Origin of the sequence: Campylobacter sp. CN_NE2, from assembly GCF_027797465.1 — a bacterium.
In the GTDB taxonomy this organism is placed as follows: Bacteria; Campylobacterota; Campylobacteria; order Campylobacterales; family Campylobacteraceae; genus Campylobacter_B.
Window position 1 is genome coordinate 1,484,988 of sequence record NZ_CP115608.1, and the last position, 19,042, is coordinate 1,504,029.

The following is a 19,042-nucleotide window of genomic DNA, read 5'->3' on the forward strand; positions in this document are numbered from 1 at the left end:
CCTTTTTTTTTTATTCCCAAAATGAAACCAACGATTTTATTTGATCTAGACGGAACTTTGATAGATTCTACTTCTGCGATTTTAGCAGGGTTTTATCATGCTTTTGATAAATTTGATTTTGTCAAACCAAAATACGAAGCCATAACTTCACAAATCGGTTATCCGCTTGATATAATGTTTACGAATTTGGGCGTTAAAAATGAGTTTATCGATGAATTTGTAAAAGCCTACAAAGAAAAATATTTGCAAATTTATTTAAATCAAACGACCTTGTTGGACACTGCTTACGAAGCGGTCAAATTTGCAAATGAATTTGCAGATCTTGGCGTGGTTACAACCAAAACTTCAAAATTTTCTCACATTTTGCTTGAACACTTGGGAATTTATAGGTTTTTCAAAACCATTATTGGCAAGGAAGACACGATAAATTTAAAACCACATCCAGAGCCTATTTTAAATGCTTTAAACAAAATGCAAAAATCTAACCAAAATGCTTTTATGGTGGGTGATACCAAGCTAGATGCAATCGCAGCAAAAAGTGCGGGTATAAAAAGTATCGGTTTGCTTTGTGGATACGGAAGTCAAAACGAGCTTGAAAAACATTGCGATTTTGTTTGCAAAAATCCCTTAGAAGCACTGAATTTGATAAAAAATTTGTTTTAAATTTTTATATCGATAAAAAAGTTTTTATACGAGAAATTTACGATAAGTTGCTATAATACGAAAAAATTTTCAAACAAAGGTAAAATATGAAATTTAGTGGAAAAAATGTTTTAATAACAGGTGCAAGTCGTGGAATAGGCGCAGGAATCGCAAAAAATTTAGCAAATTTAGGGCTTAAAGTTTGGATAAATTATCGCTCAAAACCCGAAATCGCAGACGCCCTAAAAAATGAAATCGAAAAGAGTGGCGGGAAAGCAGCGGTTATCAAATTTGACGCGACAAATGAAGAAGAATTTGCAAATGCAATAAATTTAATCATAGAAAGCGATGGCGAATTAAGCTATCTTGTAAATAACGCTGGAATTACAAACGATAAACTGGCACTTCGTATGAAACTAGAAGATTTTACTAGCGTAATCGAAGCAAATTTAACTTCTGCTTTCATCGGCTCACGCGAAGCTTTGAAAGTGATGAGCAAAAAACGCTTTGGTTCGGTTGTAAATATTGCTTCAATAGTCGGCGAAATGGGAAATGCCGGTCAGGTAAATTATAGTGCAAGCAAAGGCGGAATGATAGCGATGAGCAAAAGTTTTGCCAAAGAAGGCGCTAGTAGAAGTGTGCGATTTAACTGCGTAACACCGGGATTTATCGCTACTGATATGACGGATGCTTTGAGCGATGAGGTACGAAAAAGTTATGAAGATAATATTCCGTTAAAAAGATTTGGTAGTACCGAAGACATCGCAAATGCCGTTGCGTTTTTATTAAGCGATAACGCTAGTTACATTACGGGCGAAGTTTTAAAAGTCAATGGCGGACTTTATATGTAGGTTTTTGTAAATTTTAAGGATAAATATTATAGAATTGAAAGTTAATTTTTTAAAAGGAGCTTTAAAATGGCAGTATTTGAAGATGTAAGAGATGTAGTTGTTGATCAACTTAGCGTTTCAGCTGACGCTGTTAAATTAGAATCTAAAATCATCGAAGATTTGGGTGCTGATTCTCTTGATGTAGTTGAGCTAGTAATGGCTTTGGAAGAAAAATTCGGTATCGAAATTCCTGATAGCGAAGCAGAAAAATTGCTAAGCATTCAAGATGTTGTTACATTTGTTGAAAATTTAAACAAATAATTAAAGGAATAGTTTTGAAGCGAGTGGTGGTAACCGGCGTCGGTATGATAACTTCTGTCGGCTCTGACGCACAAAGCAGTTTTAAAAATATTTGCGAAGGTAAAACGGGAGTTTGCAAGATAACTCATTTTGATCCGAGCGAATTTTCAGCTCAAATCGCAGCCGAGATTAAAGATTTCGATCCGACTAGTGTCGTTGAAGACGGCAAAGAAGTCAAAAAAATGGATAGATTTATCCAGCTTGGCTTAAAAGCTGCTAAGGACGCTATGGCTGATGCGAATTTTAAAGATGGCGAATTTGATAATGACGAATTTGGCGTAAGTTCTGCTGCGGGTATCGGCGGACTTCCGAACATTGAGATAAATTCAAATGTCTGTTTGGAGCGTGGGCCAAGACGCATAAGTCCGTTTTTTATACCATCGGCACTTGTAAATATGCTAGGCGGATTTGTATCGATTTATCATAAGCTAAAAGGTCCAAATTTAGCTAGTGTTACTGCATGTGCAGCTTCAACTCACGCTATTTGCGAAGCCGCAAAATCAATTATGATTGGTGAAGCTAAAAAAATGCTAGTTGTCGGCGCAGAAGCAGCCATTTGCCCTGTGGGAATCGGCGGTTTTGCGGCGATGAAAGCACTTTCAACACGAAATGACGATCCGCAGCACGCTTCGCGCCCGTTTGACGGGGAGCGAGACGGCTTTGTTATGGGTGAAGGCGCAGCGGCACTTGTTTTAGAAACTTACGAAGATGCCGTCGCAAGGGGAGCTAAAATTTACGGCGAGTTAATCGGTTTTGGCGAGAGCGGAGACGCATATCATATGACTTCTCCAACACTTGATGGTCCATACAGAGCGATGAAAAAAGCTTATGAAATGGCAGGAAAACCAAAAATTGATTATGTAAATGCGCACGGAACTTCGACTTCGGCAAATGATAAAAACGAAACAGCGGCTCTAAAAGAGCTTTTTGGTAGCTCTGTTCCGCCTGTAAGCTCAACAAAAGGGCAAACAGGGCATTGTCTTGGTGCAGCAGGTGCGATAGAAGCGGTTGTTAGCCTACTTGCTATGCAAGAAGGAATTTTACCTCCAACCATAAATCAAATTTCAAAAGATAGCGAGTGCGATTTGGATTATATCCCAAATGTCGCCAGAAAAGCCACTGTCGATGTCGTTATGAGTAACTCATTTGGGTTTGGCGGCACGAACGGCTCTGTAATTTTTAAAAGGGTTTAAAAATGGCTAGTTATTTGGATTTCGAGAAGTCTATAAAACAGATTGATGATGACATTACAAGTGCCAAGATTAAAGGCGATGAAGATGCCGTTAAAATTTTAAAGGCAAATCTCGAAAAAGAAATAACAAAAGTCTATAAAAATTTAAACGAATACCAACGATTACAGCTTGCAAGACACCCTGATCGCCCTTATGCGCTTGATTATGTTAGGGCGTTACTGAAAGATTATTACGAAATTCACGGGGATCGCGCTTTTAGAGATGATCCGTCGATTGTCTGTTTTATCGGTATGATAGGCGATAAAAAATTTGTAGTAATCGCCGAACAAAAGGGCAGGGGAACTAAATACAAACTAATTCGAAATTTCGGTATGCCTCACCCAGAAGGGTATCGCAAGGCACTAAGAGTGGCTAAAATGGCTGAGAAATTTGGTTTGCCTATTTTGTTTTTGATCGACACTCCGGGGGCGTATCCGGGAATCGGAGCAGAAGAGAGAGGACAAAGCGAAGCCATAGCACGAAATTTATGCGATTTAAGCGATTTAAAAACTCCTACTATCGCCGTTGTTATCGGCGAAGGCGGAAGCGGCGGGGCTTTGGCTATCGGCGTTGCCGATCGTTTAGCAATGCTACAAAATTCGGTTTTTTCTGTTATTTCACCGGAAGGCTGTGCTGCTATTTTGTGGAACGATCCGGCTAAAAGCGAAGCTGCCACAAAGGCACTTAAAATCACGGCAGAAGAGCTTAAAAATCTAAATTTGATAGACGCAGTTATCGCTGAACCGAAAAACGGCGCACACAGAGATAAAGCAGGAGCCGCAAAAGCTCTTGGGGATTATGTTTTAAATGAGCTTAAAGAATTAGAGCTTCTCTCGCCTGAACAGCTTGTAGCAAAAAGACAAGAAAAAATCTTAAATTTAGGCGCTTTTAAAGAGTAGTTTTATAAATTACTCAAAATTCTTTTTATTAAATTTATTGCAAATTTATATTCAAAAATCATCTTAAATTTTATAAATTCCGATTATTTACGCACAAATTTATCGTATTAAGCTTAAATTTAGCAAATTTTAATAGGGTGGGGGCTATAATTCATTACTTACTAAGGAGTTTTTATGAAAAAATTACTTTTAGCGTTTTTTGCTATGTTTTTCTTAATCGGTTGTGGCGATGATGTCGAAGCTACTAGCAAAGATACTAACGAAGATAGTGTTCGGGAAAAAACAGAACTCGAAGCGACGGCTGTTTGGAACGCAGATAGGTTTAGACATACTTTAAATGAAATTAGATCTTATTATATGGCTGGACTTCGTTTAGAATTTGGAACTTTAGAATCTATGACATCAAATCATAACAATTTTGAAGATAGTGCATTAAAGGAAAAAATCAAAGTAGGTAAACCTATCAAATTTCTCGTAGGAGAAGAGAAGTGTGCCGAGATGACTGTGAAACAAAAAGGAAACGAATATTTTTTTATAACAGAAGATATAAATAAGAAAAAAGAAATTTGCAAAGTGTTTCATAATCTAGATTGGTATAAAGACAAAAAAATCTTTCCGATAGGGTATGTAAAATAAAAATTAAAATTTTGCTTTTGCGTGAAAGCAAAAGCAAAATTAATCTACTCGTTCATAATCGATAAAAGTTCTTCGTTGTTTTTAGTTTTTAGCATTTTTGCGTATAAAAATTTAAGCGCCTCGATGTCGTCCATAGTCGAAATCGCCGAGCGAATCGCCCAAATTTTTTGCAAATCAACAGGATTTTGAAGCAACTCTTCTTTTCTTGTGCCTGATTTTATGATATTTATCGCAGGGTAAATTCGGCGATCTGAGATATTTCTATCCAAAATCATTTCGCTATTTCCCGTGCCTTTAAATTCTTCAAAAATAACATCGTCCATGCGAGAGCCGGTTTCTATCAAGGCAGTTGCGATAATAGTTAAACTTCCGCCAAATTCGATATTTCGTGCAGCACCAAAAAAGCGTTTTGGTTTGTGAAGTGCGTTTGCATCAACGCCACCACTTAGCACTTTTCCGCTACTTGGGGCAACGGTGTTATAAGCTCGTGCTAAACGAGTAATACTATCAAGCAAAATAACGACATCTTTGCCCATTTCGACGGCGCGTTTTGCCTTTTCGATGACGAGTTCTGCTACGCGAACATGGTTAAACGCGGGTAAATCAAAGGTCGAACTAAAAACTTCGCCTTTAACGCTTCGTTGCATGTCGGTTACTTCTTCTGGGCGCTCATCGACGAGTAGCACCATAAGCTCGACTTCTGGGTGGTTTTTTGAAATGCCGTTAGCAAGCTCTTTCATAAGCTCAGTTTTTCCGGTTCGTGGCGGAGCTGTGATAAGCGCTCTTTGACCTTTTCCGATAGGCGTAAATAAATCCAAAACTCTCCCCGTTAGCTTCATCGGATCGTATTCGAGTTTTAGTTTTTCAGTCGGGAAAAGCGGGGTAAGGTTGTCAAAAAGCGGTCGTTCTTTGGCTTCGTTGATTGATTTATAATTTATCGCTTCGATTTTTAAAAGCGCGTAGTATTTTTCCTGCTCTTTTGGCTCACGCACCTGACCTGTTACTATATCGCCCACGCGAAGTGCGAATTTGCGAATTTGCGACAGACTTACATAGGCGTCATTTACACTATCTGTGAGATTTGAATCAATCCCTCTTAAAAAACCGTATCCTTCGTTTGTAACTTCGAGAATTCCTGTAAATAGGACAAAACCGCCTTGTTTCGTCTGCATTTTTAAAATTTCAAAAACCAAATCTTGGCGACGAAATTCACGCGGATTTTCAATGCCGAGCTCTTCGGCGATTTTAACTAAATTATCAAGATCAAGCGATCTTAGTTCTTCGATTTGATAGCCATCGACCGGTATATGCGTTCTAGCGTGTTGTTTTTTGCTAGGAGCAACATTATTTGTATTTGTGTTTTCCATTTTTCCTCTTCATAAATTTAGAAAATGTGGGATTGTAAGTTTCAAATGAGTTTTGAAGTTTTGATTTTAGTAAAATTTAGCTTTTTTGTCAATAAATTTATTAAATTACCAGCACGAAAAATACAGCCGAACAGGCAAGTGCGATAAAAATTCTTTGCATTTTTGTAAATTTAAAATTCATATCAAGCATTTGATTTATTTCGCTATTTTCGTCATTTGAAAATGAATTTTTGATAAAAATTAGCTTAGTTAGCAGGTCTAAAATATAAAACGCATAAAGCACAAAAAGTGCATAAATTCCAAAATAAAAAATGCAAAAAGTTAAAAATAAAAAATTAAACTGCGTCGCAAAAAACAGAAACGGACTTTTTTGATACCTTGCGATATATGAATTTACAAGGCTTTTGAAGTCGGTTTGCGGATTTAAAGCGATGTCGCAAAACTCGAAAAAAATAAAAATCAAAGTTAAAATAAAAGCGTTCATTTTGTGATGATAGCAAATTTGTGATTAAAATTTGCAAATTTAAAACAGCCAAAATAAGCAAATTTGTAGGAAATTTTTGCCATAATTTCGTTTAAATTTGAAATTAAAATGTAATAAAAAAGAGAAAAATGGCACACGAAAAATGTTCGCATTGTCGTCAGAGTTTTGATGAAAATGCCCTTATGATCGATGAAATCGGAAATAAATTTTGCTGTAACGGCTGCAAACAAGTTTTTTATCTCTTAAAAGAAAATGGGCTTGACGATTTTTATAATCGTCTTGGCAAAAACACGCTAAATGCTGCAAAAATTCGCGAATTTAGCGCAAACGAAACGCAAGGAATTTATGATAATTTTGTGCGAAAAACGGCTGATGGATTTAACGAAATTTTTATCATCATTGATGGAATTCACTGCACGGCGTGTGTGTGGCTAAATGAAAAAGTGCTTTTTAATACCGCAGGAATCGTAGAAGCGTCCATAAACGCAACAACAAACAAAGCCAAAATCGTTTGGGACGAAACGCAGACGAGTTTAGCTGAAATTTTTAATAAAATTCAAGCAATCGGCTACAATCCGTATCCTTACGACCCAAAAACTGCCGAAACTCGCATAAATTCGCAACGCCGTGAATTTTACGCTAAACTTTTGGTTGGTATTTTTTGCGTTATGAATATAATGTGGATTGCGGTTGCGCTTTATAGTGGCTATTTTAGCGGGATTGATGCAAAAGTTAAGGATATTTTACACTTTGCGGAGTTTGTTTTAGCTACGCCCGTGCTATTTTACACAGGAAGTGCGTTTTATAAGGGTGCGTATTTTGCGATAAAAAATCGCTCGGCGAATATGGATTTGCTAATTTCAACAGGCGTAACGATTGTCTATATTTATTCGCTATATGCGATGTTTGCAAGAAGCGGAGAAGTTTATTTTGATTCAGTTGCGATGATAATCACTTTCGTTTTTATCGGCAAATATCTTGAAATTTTAAGTAAAAAACAAGCCGTCGATAACCTTGATTCGCTCTCAAATATGGTTACGGGCGCTGTCATGGTAAAAGTAGGGGACAAATTTGTAAGCAAAAATCCAAACGAAGTCGCGCTTGGAGATGAAATTCTCATAAATTCGGGGCAAAAAGTGTTAATCGACGGCGATATTATCAGCGGAAGCGGGAGTTTTGATTATGCTAGTTTAAACGGCGAAAGTATCCCTGTAAGCAAAGAAAAAGGCGATTTTATCACAAGCGGTGCGGTTTGCATTGACGGCTCGATTAGATATAAAGCGAGTGCAAATTTTAGCTCGTCCGTGCTAAACAAAATCATAAATTTGCTAGAAAATGCTAGTCTAAAAAAGCCAAAAATAGAGCTTTTGGTAAATCAAATTTCGGCAAAATTTTCAATTACGATTTTAAGCATTGCTTTTTTTACATTTTTATTTTGGCTGTTTAATGCAAATTTGCAAACTGCTATCATTATCGCAGTCTCAGTCATTATAATAGCATGTCCCTGTGCTTTGGGTTTAGCAACGCCTGTTGGCACGCTTGTAGGGCTAAGTTCCGGCTTAAAAAAGGGGATAATTTTTAAAGAAGCCAAAATCATCGAAACTATCGCCAAATGCGACTGCGTGGTGTTTGACAAAACAGGAACGCTAACAAGCGGAAATTTGCAAGTTGGCGAATTTGAAATTTTAGAAGAATTTGATAAAAATTTGCTTTTTGCGCTTTTAAAAAGCTCAAATCACCCTGTAAGCACGGCAGTTGCTAAATTTGTAAGCGAAAATTTTAAAGATGAACTAAAAAATGAAGTGCTTATCGAAAGCGTTGAAAATATCGCGGCAAAGGGAATTAAAGCCAAATTTAAAAATTTGCAAATTTTGGGCGGAAATTCAAAATTTATGCAAGAAAATGGCATAAAATGCCAAAGTTTGGGTGCGACTGAGTATTTTTTCGCACTCAGTGGCGAGATAAAGGCCAAATTTAGCCTAAACGATGAAATTCGAAAAGACGCGCCGTCGGTCGTAGCTAAACTAAAAAATTTAGGTTTAGAAATTTATATTTTAAGCGGCGATAGTGAAAATGCCGTGCGAAGTGTAGCGCAAAATTTGGGTATAAAAAATTACAAATTTTCGCTTTTGCCAGATGAAAAGTCTGAATTTATAAATTCGCTAAATTCGCAAGGCAAAAGCGTCGTTATGGTAGGCGATGGCGTAAATGACGCAGCTGCGCTTTTGAGTGCGGCTGTGGGAATCGCTCTTGGAAGCGGTGCTGACATAAGTATCGCAAAAAGCGATGTCGTGCTAATGCGGGACGATTTGGCTAGCCTGAGCGAAACGATTTTAATAGCCAAAAAAACTTTCAAAACGATAAAACAAAATTTGGCTTTTTCGCTCGTTTATAACGCTTTAACTATCCCGTTAGCGGTTTGTGGCTTTATAATACCGCTGTTTGCGGCATTATCGATGAGTTTAAGCTCGGTTTTGGTCGTGCTAAATTCGATGAGAATTAAAAGGGCGACGAGATGAAAAACGCACTTTTTTTGATGATTTTTGTGGTGTTTGGGCTTGCTAGGCAAGATTATGCCGAAATGATTGATTTAAACTCAACTCGTATGAAAAAAATATTTGAGAGCGTAAAAATCGAGTGTGAAAACGGTAATTTTAATAAATGTAATACTTTGGCAAAATTTTATTCTGATGAAAAATATGCAAAAAGTATAAATTTAAAGCTTGATTTCAAAAAAGCAAAAGAGCTTAGCAAAATAGCCTGTGAAAGCGGCAACAACGCAATAGCATGTATAAATTTGGCTTTTTATAAAGGCGATATTTTAACAAAGCAAATTCAAAATAAAGAAATTTTCAAAAAAGGTTTTGATGAATTAAGAAAAAAATGTGATGATAAAAACGGACTTGCTTGTTATCAAATGGCACTTTGGCAAAATCGCTGTAACGGGACACATGAGTGTTTTGAAGTTTTGCCAAAAAATAAAAATATGGTTGAAATTCACCTAGAAAAATTTGAAAAACTAACCAAGCAATCTTGTCAAAATGGCGAGAAAATGGACTGCATTAAACTTATAAATTGCTATAACGGAACATTTGGAATTTGCCAAAAAGATGAAAATAGCGAAAACAAAGCCGATGATATTTGGAGAATTTATATGTCAATTACTGAAAAAGGAAAATAATGGATAGCGGAATTTTAGCCATTATGATAGGCATTTCGACGATTTTAGGTTTTATTGCGCTTGGGGCGCTTCTTTGGGGGATAAAAACAAAGCAGTTTGAAGACTACTCAAAGTTTTTAGACGGCACACAATATGACAGCGAAGAAGCCCTAAATGAAGCCGTAAAAATGGAGCAAAAACGCAAAGAAGCGTTAAAAAAACGCGAAAAAAACTACTCTCCGCCGGATTGAGATTTTAAATTTGCCCTAAATTTGGCGAATTTAGGGCAAATAAATTTTTTAAAACAGAGCCTTATCCATAACCTTTGGGATTTCAAGCCCCATGATTTTTAAGATTGTTGGAGCGACATTGCTAAGACCGCCGTTTGCGATTTTTTCAACTCCGTTTGCATAAACAAAGCAAAAAACATCATAAGTCGTGTGATTTGTCAGCATTTCGCCGTTTTCATCACGCATTTCTTCGCAGTTGCCGTGATCTGAAATTTGCATATAGGCATATCCTTCTTCTTTGGCAGCCGCAAAAATTTTACCCAAGCACTCATCGACTGCCTCGACAGCTTTTACGGCGGCTTCGTAGTTGCCTGTGTGTCCGACCATATCGCCGTTTGCGAAATTTACAACGATAAAATCTTCGCCGCCTTTTATGCCTTTAACTACTGCATCGCAAACTTCGTAAGCCGACATTTCGGGCTTTTCGTCATAAGTTTTAACCTTTGGGCTTGGTATTAAAATTCTACTTTCGTTTAAATTTGGCTCTTCTTTTCCGCCGTTGAAAAAGAAAGTTACATGGGCGTATTTTTCGGTTTCGGCTGTATGGAGTTGGCTTAACCCGTTTCGTGCTACGATTTCACTTAAAGTATCGTTTATATCGTCATTTGCGAACATTACCGGAAATTTAAAATTATCATCATAGTTTGTAAGCGTTATTAAGTTTGCTACATTTTCGCTGCGTTCAAATTCGCTAAAATTTGGTAGCGACAAAGCCGAGCAAATCTCTCTTGCTCTATCGTTTCTAAAATTTATAAAAATTATGCCGTCATCTTTGCTAATTCCCTTAAATTCGCCGAAACTAACAGGTTCGATAAATTCGTCCGTAATGCCGTTAGCGTAGGAATTTTGCATATATTCGCTTGGGCTTAGTTCGCTTTTGTTTGCACTGGTTTTTATGACTTCATAAGCCTTTTGCACTCTATCCCAACGCTTATCCCTATCCATTGCATAAAATCTGCCACAAATGGTAGCTACACCGAATTTCTCATCTAAATGTTTGATAAATTCAATCCCGCTAGTAGGACTTACATCTCGCCCGTCTGTGATAGCGTGAGCGTAAGCCTTGCAACCGTTATCAACTGCGATTTGCATAATCGCATCAAAGTGCCTTAAATGCGAATGCACGCCGCCGTCGCTGTATAAACCTATAACATGAATATTTTTGCAAATTTTTAGCAAATTTTTTAAAGCTTCATTATCTTTTAACTCATTTTTTTCGATAGCCCTATCAACCTTTACCAAATTTTGATACAAAATTCGCCCGCTGCCGATGGTCATGTGTCCGACTTCGGAGTTTCCCATTTGCCCGTCCGGTAAGCCAACAGCTAGTCCCGAAGTTTTTAAAAGCGAATTTGGAACATTTTTAAAAAAATAATCATAATTTGGTTTTTTTGCATTTGCAAAAGCGTTAAATTTATCGCTTGAATTTGAACCTATGCCGTCAGTTATGACTAAAATCGTTTTTTGTTTCATAAATTTTTTCCGTTTTCAAAAATATAAAAGCAATATTTTAATATAATTTTGCTTTCATTAGTTTAAAGGTCGATTTTTATGCTTTATGCGATTGCAAAATTTTTCAATATGCACTTTTTTTCATATACCACTGTACGAAGCGGTATAGCGTTTTTTATAGCGTTTTTTGTTACGATTTATTTGATGCCAAAATTCATAAAATGGGCGCAAAAGAAAAAGGCAGAGCAACCCATTTACGAACTTGCTCCAAAAACTCATCAAGCCAAAAAATCAACGCCGACAATGGGCGGAATCGTTTTTATAACAGCAACCGTGATTGCAAGTTTGATTTGCGCTAAATTTAATAATGTTTATGTCGTGGGCGGAATTTTATGCCTTTTGGGTTTTTCATTTTTAGGTTTTAAAGATGATTTTGCCAAAATCACAGGCGGAAAAAACCACGACGGCTTATCGGCAAGAGCCAAATTCGCATTTCAGCTTTTCATTTCGGCGCTGATTGCGTTTTTGCTTTTCTTTTTTAGCGACCTTACGACAGAACTTTATCTGCCGTTTTATAAATTCCCTATCATAAATTTATGGTTTTTTGCCGTGATTTTTTGGCTTTTGGTGATGACGGCAGCTTCAAATTCGGTAAATTTGACAGACGGCTTGGACGGCTTAGCGACGATTCCGTCGGTATTTTCATTGATAAGTCTTGGAATTTTTGCCTATTTGTGCGGACATGCTGAGTTTTCATCATATTTGCTTTTGCCAAAAGTTAGCGGTGTGGGCGAACTTTGCATTATCGCTTCTGCGTTAGTGGGGGCATTACTAGGCTTTTTGTGGTATAACTGCTATCCGGCAGAGGTTTTTATGGGCGATAGCGGAAGCCTAAGCGTGGGTGCATTTATCGGCTATACGGGCATTGTAACCAAAAATGAATTTTTACTAATCATCATCGGTTGGGTTTTTGTTATGGAGACTTTGTCCGTGATTTTGCAGGTTGCTAGTTTTAAAATACGAAAAAAACGAATTTTTTTAATGTCGCCTATTCATCACCATTTTGAGCTAAAAGGCTGGGCGGAAAATAAAATCATAATCCGTTTTTGGATAATTGCGCTACTTATGAATATCATCGCTTTAACTTCGTTAAAATTAAGGTAAAAATATGAAAAAATCTCTTTTTGGATATGGACTAACTACAAAAGCAATCGCTAAAAGCGGCGGTTGGGACATTTATGATGATAAATTTAGCTCAAATTCGAAGGACGAATTTGGGAATAATCTTTTAAATCCTAGCGAATTTAACGCAAATTCAAGTGAGCTTGAAATCCCAAGTCCGGGCTTTCCACGAACTCACGAGTTAGTTCAAAAAGCAAAAAATTTAATCAGCGAATATGATTATTTTGATGATTTTAACGGTGTTAAAATTTGGATAAGCGGAACTAACGGCAAAACAACTACCACGCAAATGACGCAGTCTTTGCTAGAAAATTATGGCTCAGCTATGGGCGGAAATGTTGGTGTGCCTTTGGCAAATTTGGACAAAAATGCCAAAATTTGGGTCTTAGAAACTAGTTCTTTTACTATTCATTACACTAAATTTTCTAGACCAGATATTTATATCTTGCTTCCCATTACGCCCGATCATTTATCATGGCATGGCGATTTTAGCGAGTATGAAAAGGCAAAGTTAAAGCCTTTAAAAACTATGGGCGAAGGAAGCGTGGCAATCGTGCCAAAAGCGTATGCAAACACGCCTAGTCTTGCAAAAGTCATCGGCTATGAAAATGAAGAAGATTTGGCTAAATTTTTTGGTTTGAATTTGAGTGAGATAAATTTTAAAGTGCCTTTTTTGATGGACGCTGTTATGGCACTTTGTATGGAAAAAATTCTTTTTGATAAAGCTAATATTTCGCTTTTAAATAAATTTGTGATTGAAAATAATAAACTTGAAGAGTTTAGCGATAAATTTGGGCGAATTTGGGTAAATGACACGAAGGCGACAAATTTAGACGCCGCAATTCAGGCACTTCGCAGATACAAAGATAAAAAAATTCATATCATTTTAGGCGGAGATGATAAAGGAGTGGATTTAGAGCCACTTTTTAAGGAACTTTTAAATTTGCAAATTTGCGTTTATGCAATCGGCTCAAACACCCAAAAATTGATGAATTTATGCGAAAAATTTAATATAAGTGCCGTTAAATGCGAATTTTTAAATGTTGCAGTAGAGAAAATTCATAAAAACTATGCAAATTCTAGTGATGAAATCGCGTTACTTAGTCCAGCCTGTGCTAGTTTGGATCAATTTAAATCTTACGCCGAGCGTGGCGATAAATTCAAAGAATATGTAACAAATTTATATAAAATTAATTTTTAATTTTTTGCTTAAAATTTAAAATGTAATTAGAAAGTTTTTAATTAGCTTAAATTCGTGTAAAATTGTTACATAATGATAACTAGTCCCATAAAAATCCTTAGTTTAATAGAAAATTTAAGGAAGTAATTGATAAAATCTCCGAGTATTAACTTTCTATTAGGAGTATGTATGAGTAAAGTTATGAAAACTATGGACGGCAACGAAGCCGCCGCTTATGTATCTTATGCTTTTACCGAAGTTGCGGGGATTTATCCTATTACGCCTAGTTCGCCTATGGCTGATTATACCGATATTTGGGCAAGTCAAGGCAAAAAAAATCTTTTTGGAATGCCAGTTAAAGTTGTTGAAATGCAAAGTGAAGCAGGAGCAGCAGGAACGGTGCATGGCTCACTTCAAGCAGGTGCGCTAACTACTACTTACACAGCGGCACAAGGTTTGCTTTTGAAAATTCCTAATATGTATAAAATCGCAGGACAAATGCTTCCGGGTGTTATCCATGTAGCGGCAAGATCTTTGGCAGCACAAGCATTATCTATTTTTGGCGATCATCAAGATATTTATGCCTGTCGCCAAACAGGATTTGCGATTTTAGCAAGTGACAGTGTTCAAGAGGTTATGGATATAGGCGGAATAGCTCACTTAGCAGCGATTAAGGGTAGAATTCCGTTTTTACATTTCTTTGACGGATTTAGAACAAGCCACGAGATCCAAAAAGTCGAAGTTATGGATTATGCTGAATTTGACAAACTTTTAGATAGAAAAGCAGTGCAAGAATTCAGAGATAACGCTATGAACCCTGAAAATCCAAAAACAAGAGGAACAGCTCAAAACGATGATATTTATTTCCAAACAAGAGAATTAACAAATAAATTCTATGATGCGATGCCTGATATTGTTGCTGATTATATGGAAAAAATATCAAAAGTTACAGGCAGAGAGTATAAACCGTTTGTTTATTATGGTGCAAAAGATGCTGAAAAAATCATCGTTGCAATGGGTTCTGTAAATCAAGCATTAGAAGAAACAGTCGATTATTTGGTAAGTAAAGGCGAAAAAGTAGGTATGGTAAAAGTTAAGCTATATCGACCTTTCAGCTTGAAACATTTCTTTGCAGTTCTTCCAAAAAGCGTTAAAAAAATCGCAGTTTTGGATAGAACAAAAGAACCGGGCTCAATCGGCGAACCGCTATATCTAGATATAAAATCAGCATTTTACGGCAAAGACAATGCTCCTGTTATCGTAGGCGGTAGATACGGTCTTAGCTCAAAAGATGTTGATCCTTCTCAATTAATCGCAGTATTTGAAAATTTAGACGAAAAAGAGCCAAAAAACGGCTTTACGGTTGGTATTAATGACGATGTAAGCTTTACATCGCTACCTTTAAAACCAAAAATGTCATTGGCAAATGACGATGCGACCGAGTGTCTATTCTACGGACTAGGAGCTGATGGAACGGTCGGAGCAAATAAAAACTCTATCAAAATCATCGGTGATCACACTGATTTTTACGCACAAGCTTATTTCGCTTACGATAGCAAAAAATCAGGCGGTTATACTAGAAGCCACTTGCGATTTAGCAAAAAACCGATTCGCTCGACTTATCTAGTTTCAAATCCACATTTTGTGGCTTGTTCTGTTGCGGCTTACCTTGATATTTACGATGTTGTCAGCGGTATTAGAGAAAACGGAACTTTCCTTTTAAATTCAATCTGGGACGAAAAAGAAACAGTTGAGAGAATTCCAAATAAAGTAAAAAGAATTTTGGCTCAAAGAAATGTAAATTTCTACATTTTAAACGCTACAAAACTAGCACATGAAATCGGTCTTGGAAATCGCACAAATACGATTATGCAATCAGCTTTCTTTAAACTAGCAAAAATTATTCCGTTTGAGGAAGCGCAAGGTTATATGAAAGAATACGCTAAAAAAACTTACGGCAAAAAAGGCGATAAAATCGTTCAAATGAACTTTGATGCTATCGATCAAGGTGCCGATAAACTTGTAAAAGTTAGCGTTGATCCTGCATGGGCAAATTTAGCTGATGAAGTAAAAACTGAAACTTCAAAATATGTAGGAAGCGAATTTGTAGAAAAAATCGTTAAACCTGTCAATGCAGCAAAAGGCGATGATTTGCCGGTTTCAGTATTTGTAGGACACGAAGACGGAAGCTGGGAAGCAGGAACAACACAATACGAAAAACGCGGTGTCGGCGTTATGGTTCCAAAATGGATAGAAGAAAATTGTATCCAATGTAATCAATGTGCATTTGTTTGTCCGCATGCTGTTATTAGACCATTTTTGCTTGATGAAAAAGATGAAGCAAACGCTCCTGCGAATTTAAAAGGACATTTGCTTGAAGCAAAAGGTAAAGAACTAACAGGTCTTAAATACAAAATTCAAGTAAGTGTTCTAGACTGCACTGGTTGCGAACTTTGTGCTAAAAATTGTCCGTCAAAAGAAAAATCTTTGGTAATGGTTCCGCTTGGCGAAGAGCTTGATAAAGGCGAACAAGAAAACGCCGATTATTTGTTTAACAAAGTAAAATACAAAGATGATTTACTAGGCAAATCAAGTGTAAAAGGTCTTGGTTTTGCTAGACCATACTTCGAATTTAGCGGTGCTTGCCCTGGTTGTGGCGAAACTCCGTATGTAACTATGGTTTCAAGACTATTTGGTGATCACATGATTGTAGCAAATGCAACAGGTTGTAGCTCGATTTACGGTGGTTCAGCTCCATCTATGCCATATAGAAAAGATGAAAACGGAAACGGTATCGCTTGGGCAAATTCATTATTTGAAGACAATGCTGAATTTGGTCTTGGTATGAAAGTAGCAACTGAAACAATTCGTCATAAAATCGTAGATATTATGTTAAATACCAGAGATGATGTTCCAAATGCACTAAAAGCGCTTTATACAGATTGGATTGAAAATAAAAACGATAGCGAAAAATCAGCTGAGATTCGCAATAAATTAATCCCTGTATTGCAAGAAAATAAAGACGCAAAAGGTGTCAAAGAAATTTTAGAACTTCGCAGATATTTATCTAAAAAATCACAATGGATCATTGGTGGCGACGGTTGGGCATATGACATCGGATACGGTGGCTTAGATCATGTTTTAGCAAGCGGTGAAAATGTAAATGTTTTGGTGCTTGATACCGAAGTTTATTCTAACACAGGCGGTCAAAGCTCAAAATCATCTCGCAAAGGCTCAATCGCTCAATTTACAGCAGCAGGTAAGGCTGTTCAAAAGAAAGATTTGGGACAAATTGCGATGACTTATGGAAATATTTTCGTAGCTCAAATTAACTCAAATGCAAATATGGCTGGTGCTATAAAAGCTATAATGGCAGCGGAAGCCTATGATGGACCAAGCCTTGTTGTTTGTTACAGCCCTTGTATCGCTCATGGTATCAAAGGCGGTATGGCAGGATCCGGAAATCAAGCTGAGTTAGCGACAAAATGTGGTTATTGGCCGACTTATACATTTGATCCAAGTTTGATTAAAGAAGGTAAAAATCCGCTAAAAATAACTTCAAAAGAGCCTGATTGGGATTCATATCAAGAGTTCTTGATGAACGAAGTTCGCTATAATGCACTTGTGAAAGTTAATCCTGAACATGCACAAGAACTTTATGAGGCAAACAAAGCAGATTCTAAACGACGCTATCGCCAACTAAAACGCATAGCAAATTCAGATTTTAGCGACGAGCTAGAATAATCAAATTTAGCCCGAATTTTCGGGCTAAATTCTTTAAATTTATAGATAAAATTATCAAAATGCGTTAATTTAAATTTTAATTTTAAAACTTAAATTAACGCACTTTTTGTGCGTTAAATTCAGCCTTTGCCTTTTTGCGATTGTAAATTTTTTTAGATTTTACAACGCGACTTTTAAGTGAAATTTCGCGGCGAAAATTCGCTAAAATTGCTCTATCTCGCATAATCTTGCTCCTTTCGTTTAGATTTTTTGGATTTTGATTTTACTACTAAAAGATAAATTTGGCTTAAATTCTGTATTTAATTTGAATTTGAAAACCAAATGGCTGTTGATTTCACGCCGAATTCACATAAGATAAAATTTGGTTTATCTATCGGTGTAAATTCGGCATAAAAGCTAGTTTATTTCAATTTATTTAAGAACATAAAAAAAGGAGAGCCGAAGCTCTCCAAAATTTCAAAGGGGGATTTTTAAATTTAAGTATTATAGTTTGCCTGAATTTTCAGAAAGATAATCAGCAACGCCTTTTGGATCTGCTTTCATACCTTTGTCGCCTTTGTTCCAACCAGCAGGGCAAACTTCGCCGTGTTCGTTTGTAAATAGCATTGTATCAACCATTCTAATCATTTCATCGATATTTCTGCCAAGTGGTAGGTCGTTGATTACTGCGTGGCGAACTGTACCGTCTTTATCAAGCAAAAATGAACCGCGAAGCGCAACAGCGTTACCGAAAAGAACATCGAAATTTTTAGCGATGTCTTTTGTCATATCTGCAACAAGTGGGAATTTTACTTGACCGATACCACCTTGATTTACCGGAGTGTTTTTCCATGCAAGGTGAGTAAATTCGTTATCGCAAGATACACCGATAACTTCGATACCGCGAGCTTTAAATTCGTCATATCTTTTGTCAAATGCAATAATTTCGCTTGGGCAAACAAAAGTAAAATCTTTTGGATAGAAAAATACTACCGCGCCTTTTTCGCCGATATTTTTGTAAAGATTGAAATCTTCAACTATTTGGTTGTTTCCTAATACAGCGGTTGCTGTAAAATCGATAGCTTTGTTAGTTACTATCATTTTTTTCTCCTTATATTTTAAAATTATGGCGAAATTATACCAAATTTAGTTTAAAAAAAGCTAAAAATTTTTAGATAATAAATTTTATTGATTAAATTTATATAAATTTTAAGTTTGTTTTGGTATCATTTTGTATCTTTTTTGATAAGGAGAATATTATGGCGGTTAAAATTACCGATATTTGTATAGCATGTGGTTCTTGCATAGATGAGTGTCCTGTTAGCGCGATCGTAGATGATAGTGATAACCCAACAGGAGAAGATACATACTATGTATATGCCGATAAATGCGTTGAGTGTGTAGGACACAACGACGAACCGGCATGTGCTAGTGCCTGTCCGACTGACGGCTGTATCGTATGGAGCGAAGTTGTCGCCGGACAACCAAGCAAAGCTGAAATCGGTGTCGATCTAAGAAACGGCGATACACCGGTAATGGCATAATTTTAAGCCCGAACTTTCGGGCTTAAATAAATTTTAACCTAATTTTGATATAATCACATTT

18 protein-coding genes are annotated in these 19,042 nt (G+C 36.7%); 13 read left to right on the plus strand and 5 right to left on the minus strand.

What is annotated here, in order from left to right; genetic code table 11:
• Window positions 1–21 precede the first annotated feature (21 nt).
• The 6 genes from PF028_RS07460 to PF028_RS07485 all read left to right on the plus strand — a co-directional run bounded on the left by PF028_RS07460 (window position 22) and on the right by PF028_RS07485 (window position 4,599).
• Window positions 22–663 carry an HAD family hydrolase gene (locus tag PF028_RS07460; protein ID WP_270860574.1) on the plus strand — a complete coding sequence of 214 codons (642 nt, stop codon included), beginning with the start codon at window positions 22–24 and terminating at the stop codon, window positions 661–663.
• Window positions 664–749: 86 nt separating this feature from the next.
• Window positions 750–1,493 carry a 3-oxoacyl-ACP reductase FabG gene (gene fabG, locus PF028_RS07465; protein WP_270860575.1) on the plus strand — a complete coding sequence of 248 codons (744 nt, stop codon included), beginning with the start codon at window positions 750–752 and terminating at the stop codon, window positions 1,491–1,493.
• A 66-nt stretch (window positions 1,494–1,559) separates the two neighbouring features.
• Entirely contained in the window at window positions 1,560–1,793 is a 234-nt protein-coding gene (gene acpP, locus PF028_RS07470) for an acyl carrier protein (protein ID WP_270860576.1), read from the plus strand.
• A 14-nt stretch (window positions 1,794–1,807) separates the two neighbouring features.
• Complete coding sequence (locus PF028_RS07475; protein WP_270860577.1) at window positions 1,808–3,025, plus strand: beta-ketoacyl-ACP synthase II; 1,218 nt, start codon at window positions 1,808–1,810, stop codon at window positions 3,023–3,025.
• Window positions 3,026–3,027: 2 nt separating this feature from the next.
• Window positions 3,028–3,963, plus strand: a complete 936-nt coding sequence (accA, locus tag PF028_RS07480) for an acetyl-CoA carboxylase carboxyl transferase subunit alpha (RefSeq protein ID WP_270860578.1) — start codon at window positions 3,028–3,030, stop codon at window positions 3,961–3,963.
• Between the two features lie 174 nt (window positions 3,964–4,137).
• Window positions 4,138–4,599 (plus strand): hypothetical protein, encoded by a 462-nt coding sequence (locus tag PF028_RS07485; RefSeq protein ID WP_270860579.1) that lies wholly within the window; start codon window positions 4,138–4,140, stop codon window positions 4,597–4,599.
• A gap of 44 nt (window positions 4,600–4,643) precedes the next feature.
• Here PF028_RS07485 and rho read toward each other — a convergent pair whose 3' ends face one another.
• Window positions 4,644–5,966: a transcription termination factor Rho gene (gene rho, locus PF028_RS07490; protein ID WP_270860580.1), complete on the minus strand. Its 1,323-nt coding sequence runs from the start codon at window positions 5,964–5,966 to the stop codon at window positions 4,644–4,646.
• Window positions 5,967–6,066: 100 nt separating this feature from the next.
• The gene (locus PF028_RS07495) at window positions 6,067–6,450 is read right to left on the minus strand and encodes a hypothetical protein (RefSeq protein WP_270860581.1); all 384 of its coding nucleotides are present in this window, start codon (window positions 6,448–6,450) and stop codon (window positions 6,067–6,069) included.
• Between the two features lie 128 nt (window positions 6,451–6,578).
• Between PF028_RS07495 and PF028_RS07500 the strand changes: the two genes are divergently transcribed.
• From PF028_RS07500 to ccoS, 3 genes are read left to right on the plus strand one after another with little or no spacing between them, the layout of a single operon-like run.
• A complete protein-coding gene (locus PF028_RS07500; RefSeq protein ID WP_270860582.1) occupies window positions 6,579–8,969 on the plus strand; it encodes a heavy metal translocating P-type ATPase in 2,391 nt (796 codons plus the stop codon).
• On the plus strand, window positions 8,966–9,631 hold the full coding sequence (locus PF028_RS07505; RefSeq protein WP_270860583.1) for a hypothetical protein: 666 nt from the start codon (window positions 8,966–8,968) through the stop codon (window positions 9,629–9,631). Before PF028_RS07500 ends, PF028_RS07505 begins: the two co-directional genes overlap by 4 nt.
• A complete protein-coding gene (gene ccoS, locus PF028_RS07510) occupies window positions 9,631–9,861 on the plus strand; it encodes a cbb3-type cytochrome oxidase assembly protein CcoS (protein ID WP_270860584.1) in 231 nt (76 codons plus the stop codon). Before PF028_RS07505 ends, ccoS begins: the two co-directional genes overlap by 1 nt.
• Window positions 9,862–9,909: 48 nt before the next feature.
• On the opposite strand, the gene gpmI is transcribed toward ccoS, so the two are convergent.
• Entirely contained in the window at window positions 9,910–11,373 is a 1,464-nt protein-coding gene (gene gpmI / locus PF028_RS07515; protein WP_270860585.1) for a 2,3-bisphosphoglycerate-independent phosphoglycerate mutase, read from the minus strand.
• A 78-nt stretch (window positions 11,374–11,451) separates the two neighbouring features.
• On the opposite strand from gpmI, the gene mraY reads away from it, so the two are divergent.
• The 3 genes from mraY to nifJ all read left to right on the plus strand — a co-directional run bounded on the left by mraY (window position 11,452) and on the right by nifJ (window position 17,458).
• Window positions 11,452–12,516 carry a phospho-N-acetylmuramoyl-pentapeptide-transferase gene (gene mraY / locus PF028_RS07520; protein WP_270860586.1) on the plus strand — a complete coding sequence of 355 codons (1,065 nt, stop codon included), beginning with the start codon at window positions 11,452–11,454 and terminating at the stop codon, window positions 12,514–12,516.
• A gap of 4 nt (window positions 12,517–12,520) precedes the next feature.
• A complete protein-coding gene (murD, locus tag PF028_RS07525; RefSeq protein WP_270860587.1) occupies window positions 12,521–13,735 on the plus strand; it encodes a UDP-N-acetylmuramoyl-L-alanine--D-glutamate ligase in 1,215 nt (404 codons plus the stop codon).
• A gap of 168 nt (window positions 13,736–13,903) precedes the next feature.
• Entirely contained in the window at window positions 13,904–17,458 is a 3,555-nt protein-coding gene (nifJ, locus tag PF028_RS07530) for a pyruvate:ferredoxin (flavodoxin) oxidoreductase (RefSeq protein WP_270860588.1), read from the plus strand.
• Between the two features lie 94 nt (window positions 17,459–17,552).
• Here nifJ and PF028_RS07535 read toward each other — a convergent pair whose 3' ends face one another.
• Entirely contained in the window at window positions 17,553–17,681 is a 129-nt protein-coding gene (locus tag PF028_RS07535) for a hypothetical protein (RefSeq protein WP_270860589.1), read from the minus strand.
• A gap of 260 nt (window positions 17,682–17,941) precedes the next feature.
• Entirely contained in the window at window positions 17,942–18,538 is a 597-nt protein-coding gene (locus PF028_RS07540; protein ID WP_270860590.1) for a peroxiredoxin, read from the minus strand.
• Between the two features lie 158 nt (window positions 18,539–18,696).
• Here PF028_RS07540 and PF028_RS07545 point away from each other — a divergent pair, with 158 nt between their 5' ends.
• Window positions 18,697–18,981 (plus strand): DUF362 domain-containing protein, encoded by a 285-nt coding sequence (locus PF028_RS07545; protein ID WP_270860591.1) that lies wholly within the window; start codon window positions 18,697–18,699, stop codon window positions 18,979–18,981.
• Window positions 18,982–19,042 lie beyond the last annotated feature (61 nt).

Coding starts and splice junctions, on each gene's coding strand:
- gpmI (WP_270860585.1), bottom strand. CDS start 11,373: ATGAAACAAAAAACGATTTTAGTCATAACTGACGGCATAGGTTCAAAT.
- PF028_RS07500 (WP_270860582.1), top strand. CDS start 6,579: ATGGCACACGAAAAATGTTCGCATTGTCGTCAGAGTTTTGATGAAAAT.
- accA (WP_270860578.1), top strand. CDS start 3,028: ATGGCTAGTTATTTGGATTTCGAGAAGTCTATAAAACAGATTGATGAT.
- PF028_RS07495 (WP_270860581.1), bottom strand. CDS start 6,450: ATGAACGCTTTTATTTTAACTTTGATTTTTATTTTTTTCGAGTTTTGC.
- fabG (WP_270860575.1), top strand. CDS start 750: ATGAAATTTAGTGGAAAAAATGTTTTAATAACAGGTGCAAGTCGTGGA.
- ccoS (WP_270860584.1), top strand. CDS start 9,631: ATGGATAGCGGAATTTTAGCCATTATGATAGGCATTTCGACGATTTTA.
- acpP (WP_270860576.1), top strand. CDS start 1,560: ATGGCAGTATTTGAAGATGTAAGAGATGTAGTTGTTGATCAACTTAGC.
- PF028_RS07485 (WP_270860579.1), top strand. CDS start 4,138: ATGAAAAAATTACTTTTAGCGTTTTTTGCTATGTTTTTCTTAATCGGT.
- PF028_RS07545 (WP_270860591.1), top strand. CDS start 18,697: ATGGCGGTTAAAATTACCGATATTTGTATAGCATGTGGTTCTTGCATA.
- nifJ (WP_270860588.1), top strand. CDS start 13,904: ATGAGTAAAGTTATGAAAACTATGGACGGCAACGAAGCCGCCGCTTAT.
- PF028_RS07460 (WP_270860574.1), top strand. CDS start 22: ATGAAACCAACGATTTTATTTGATCTAGACGGAACTTTGATAGATTCT.
- PF028_RS07535 (WP_270860589.1), bottom strand. CDS start 17,681: ATGCGAGATAGAGCAATTTTAGCGAATTTTCGCCGCGAAATTTCACTT.
- murD (WP_270860587.1), top strand. CDS start 12,521: ATGAAAAAATCTCTTTTTGGATATGGACTAACTACAAAAGCAATCGCT.
- rho (WP_270860580.1), bottom strand. CDS start 5,966: ATGGAAAACACAAATACAAATAATGTTGCTCCTAGCAAAAAACAACAC.
- mraY (WP_270860586.1), top strand. CDS start 11,452: ATGCTTTATGCGATTGCAAAATTTTTCAATATGCACTTTTTTTCATAT.
- PF028_RS07540 (WP_270860590.1), bottom strand. CDS start 18,538: ATGATAGTAACTAACAAAGCTATCGATTTTACAGCAACCGCTGTATTA.
- PF028_RS07505 (WP_270860583.1), top strand. CDS start 8,966: ATGAAAAACGCACTTTTTTTGATGATTTTTGTGGTGTTTGGGCTTGCT.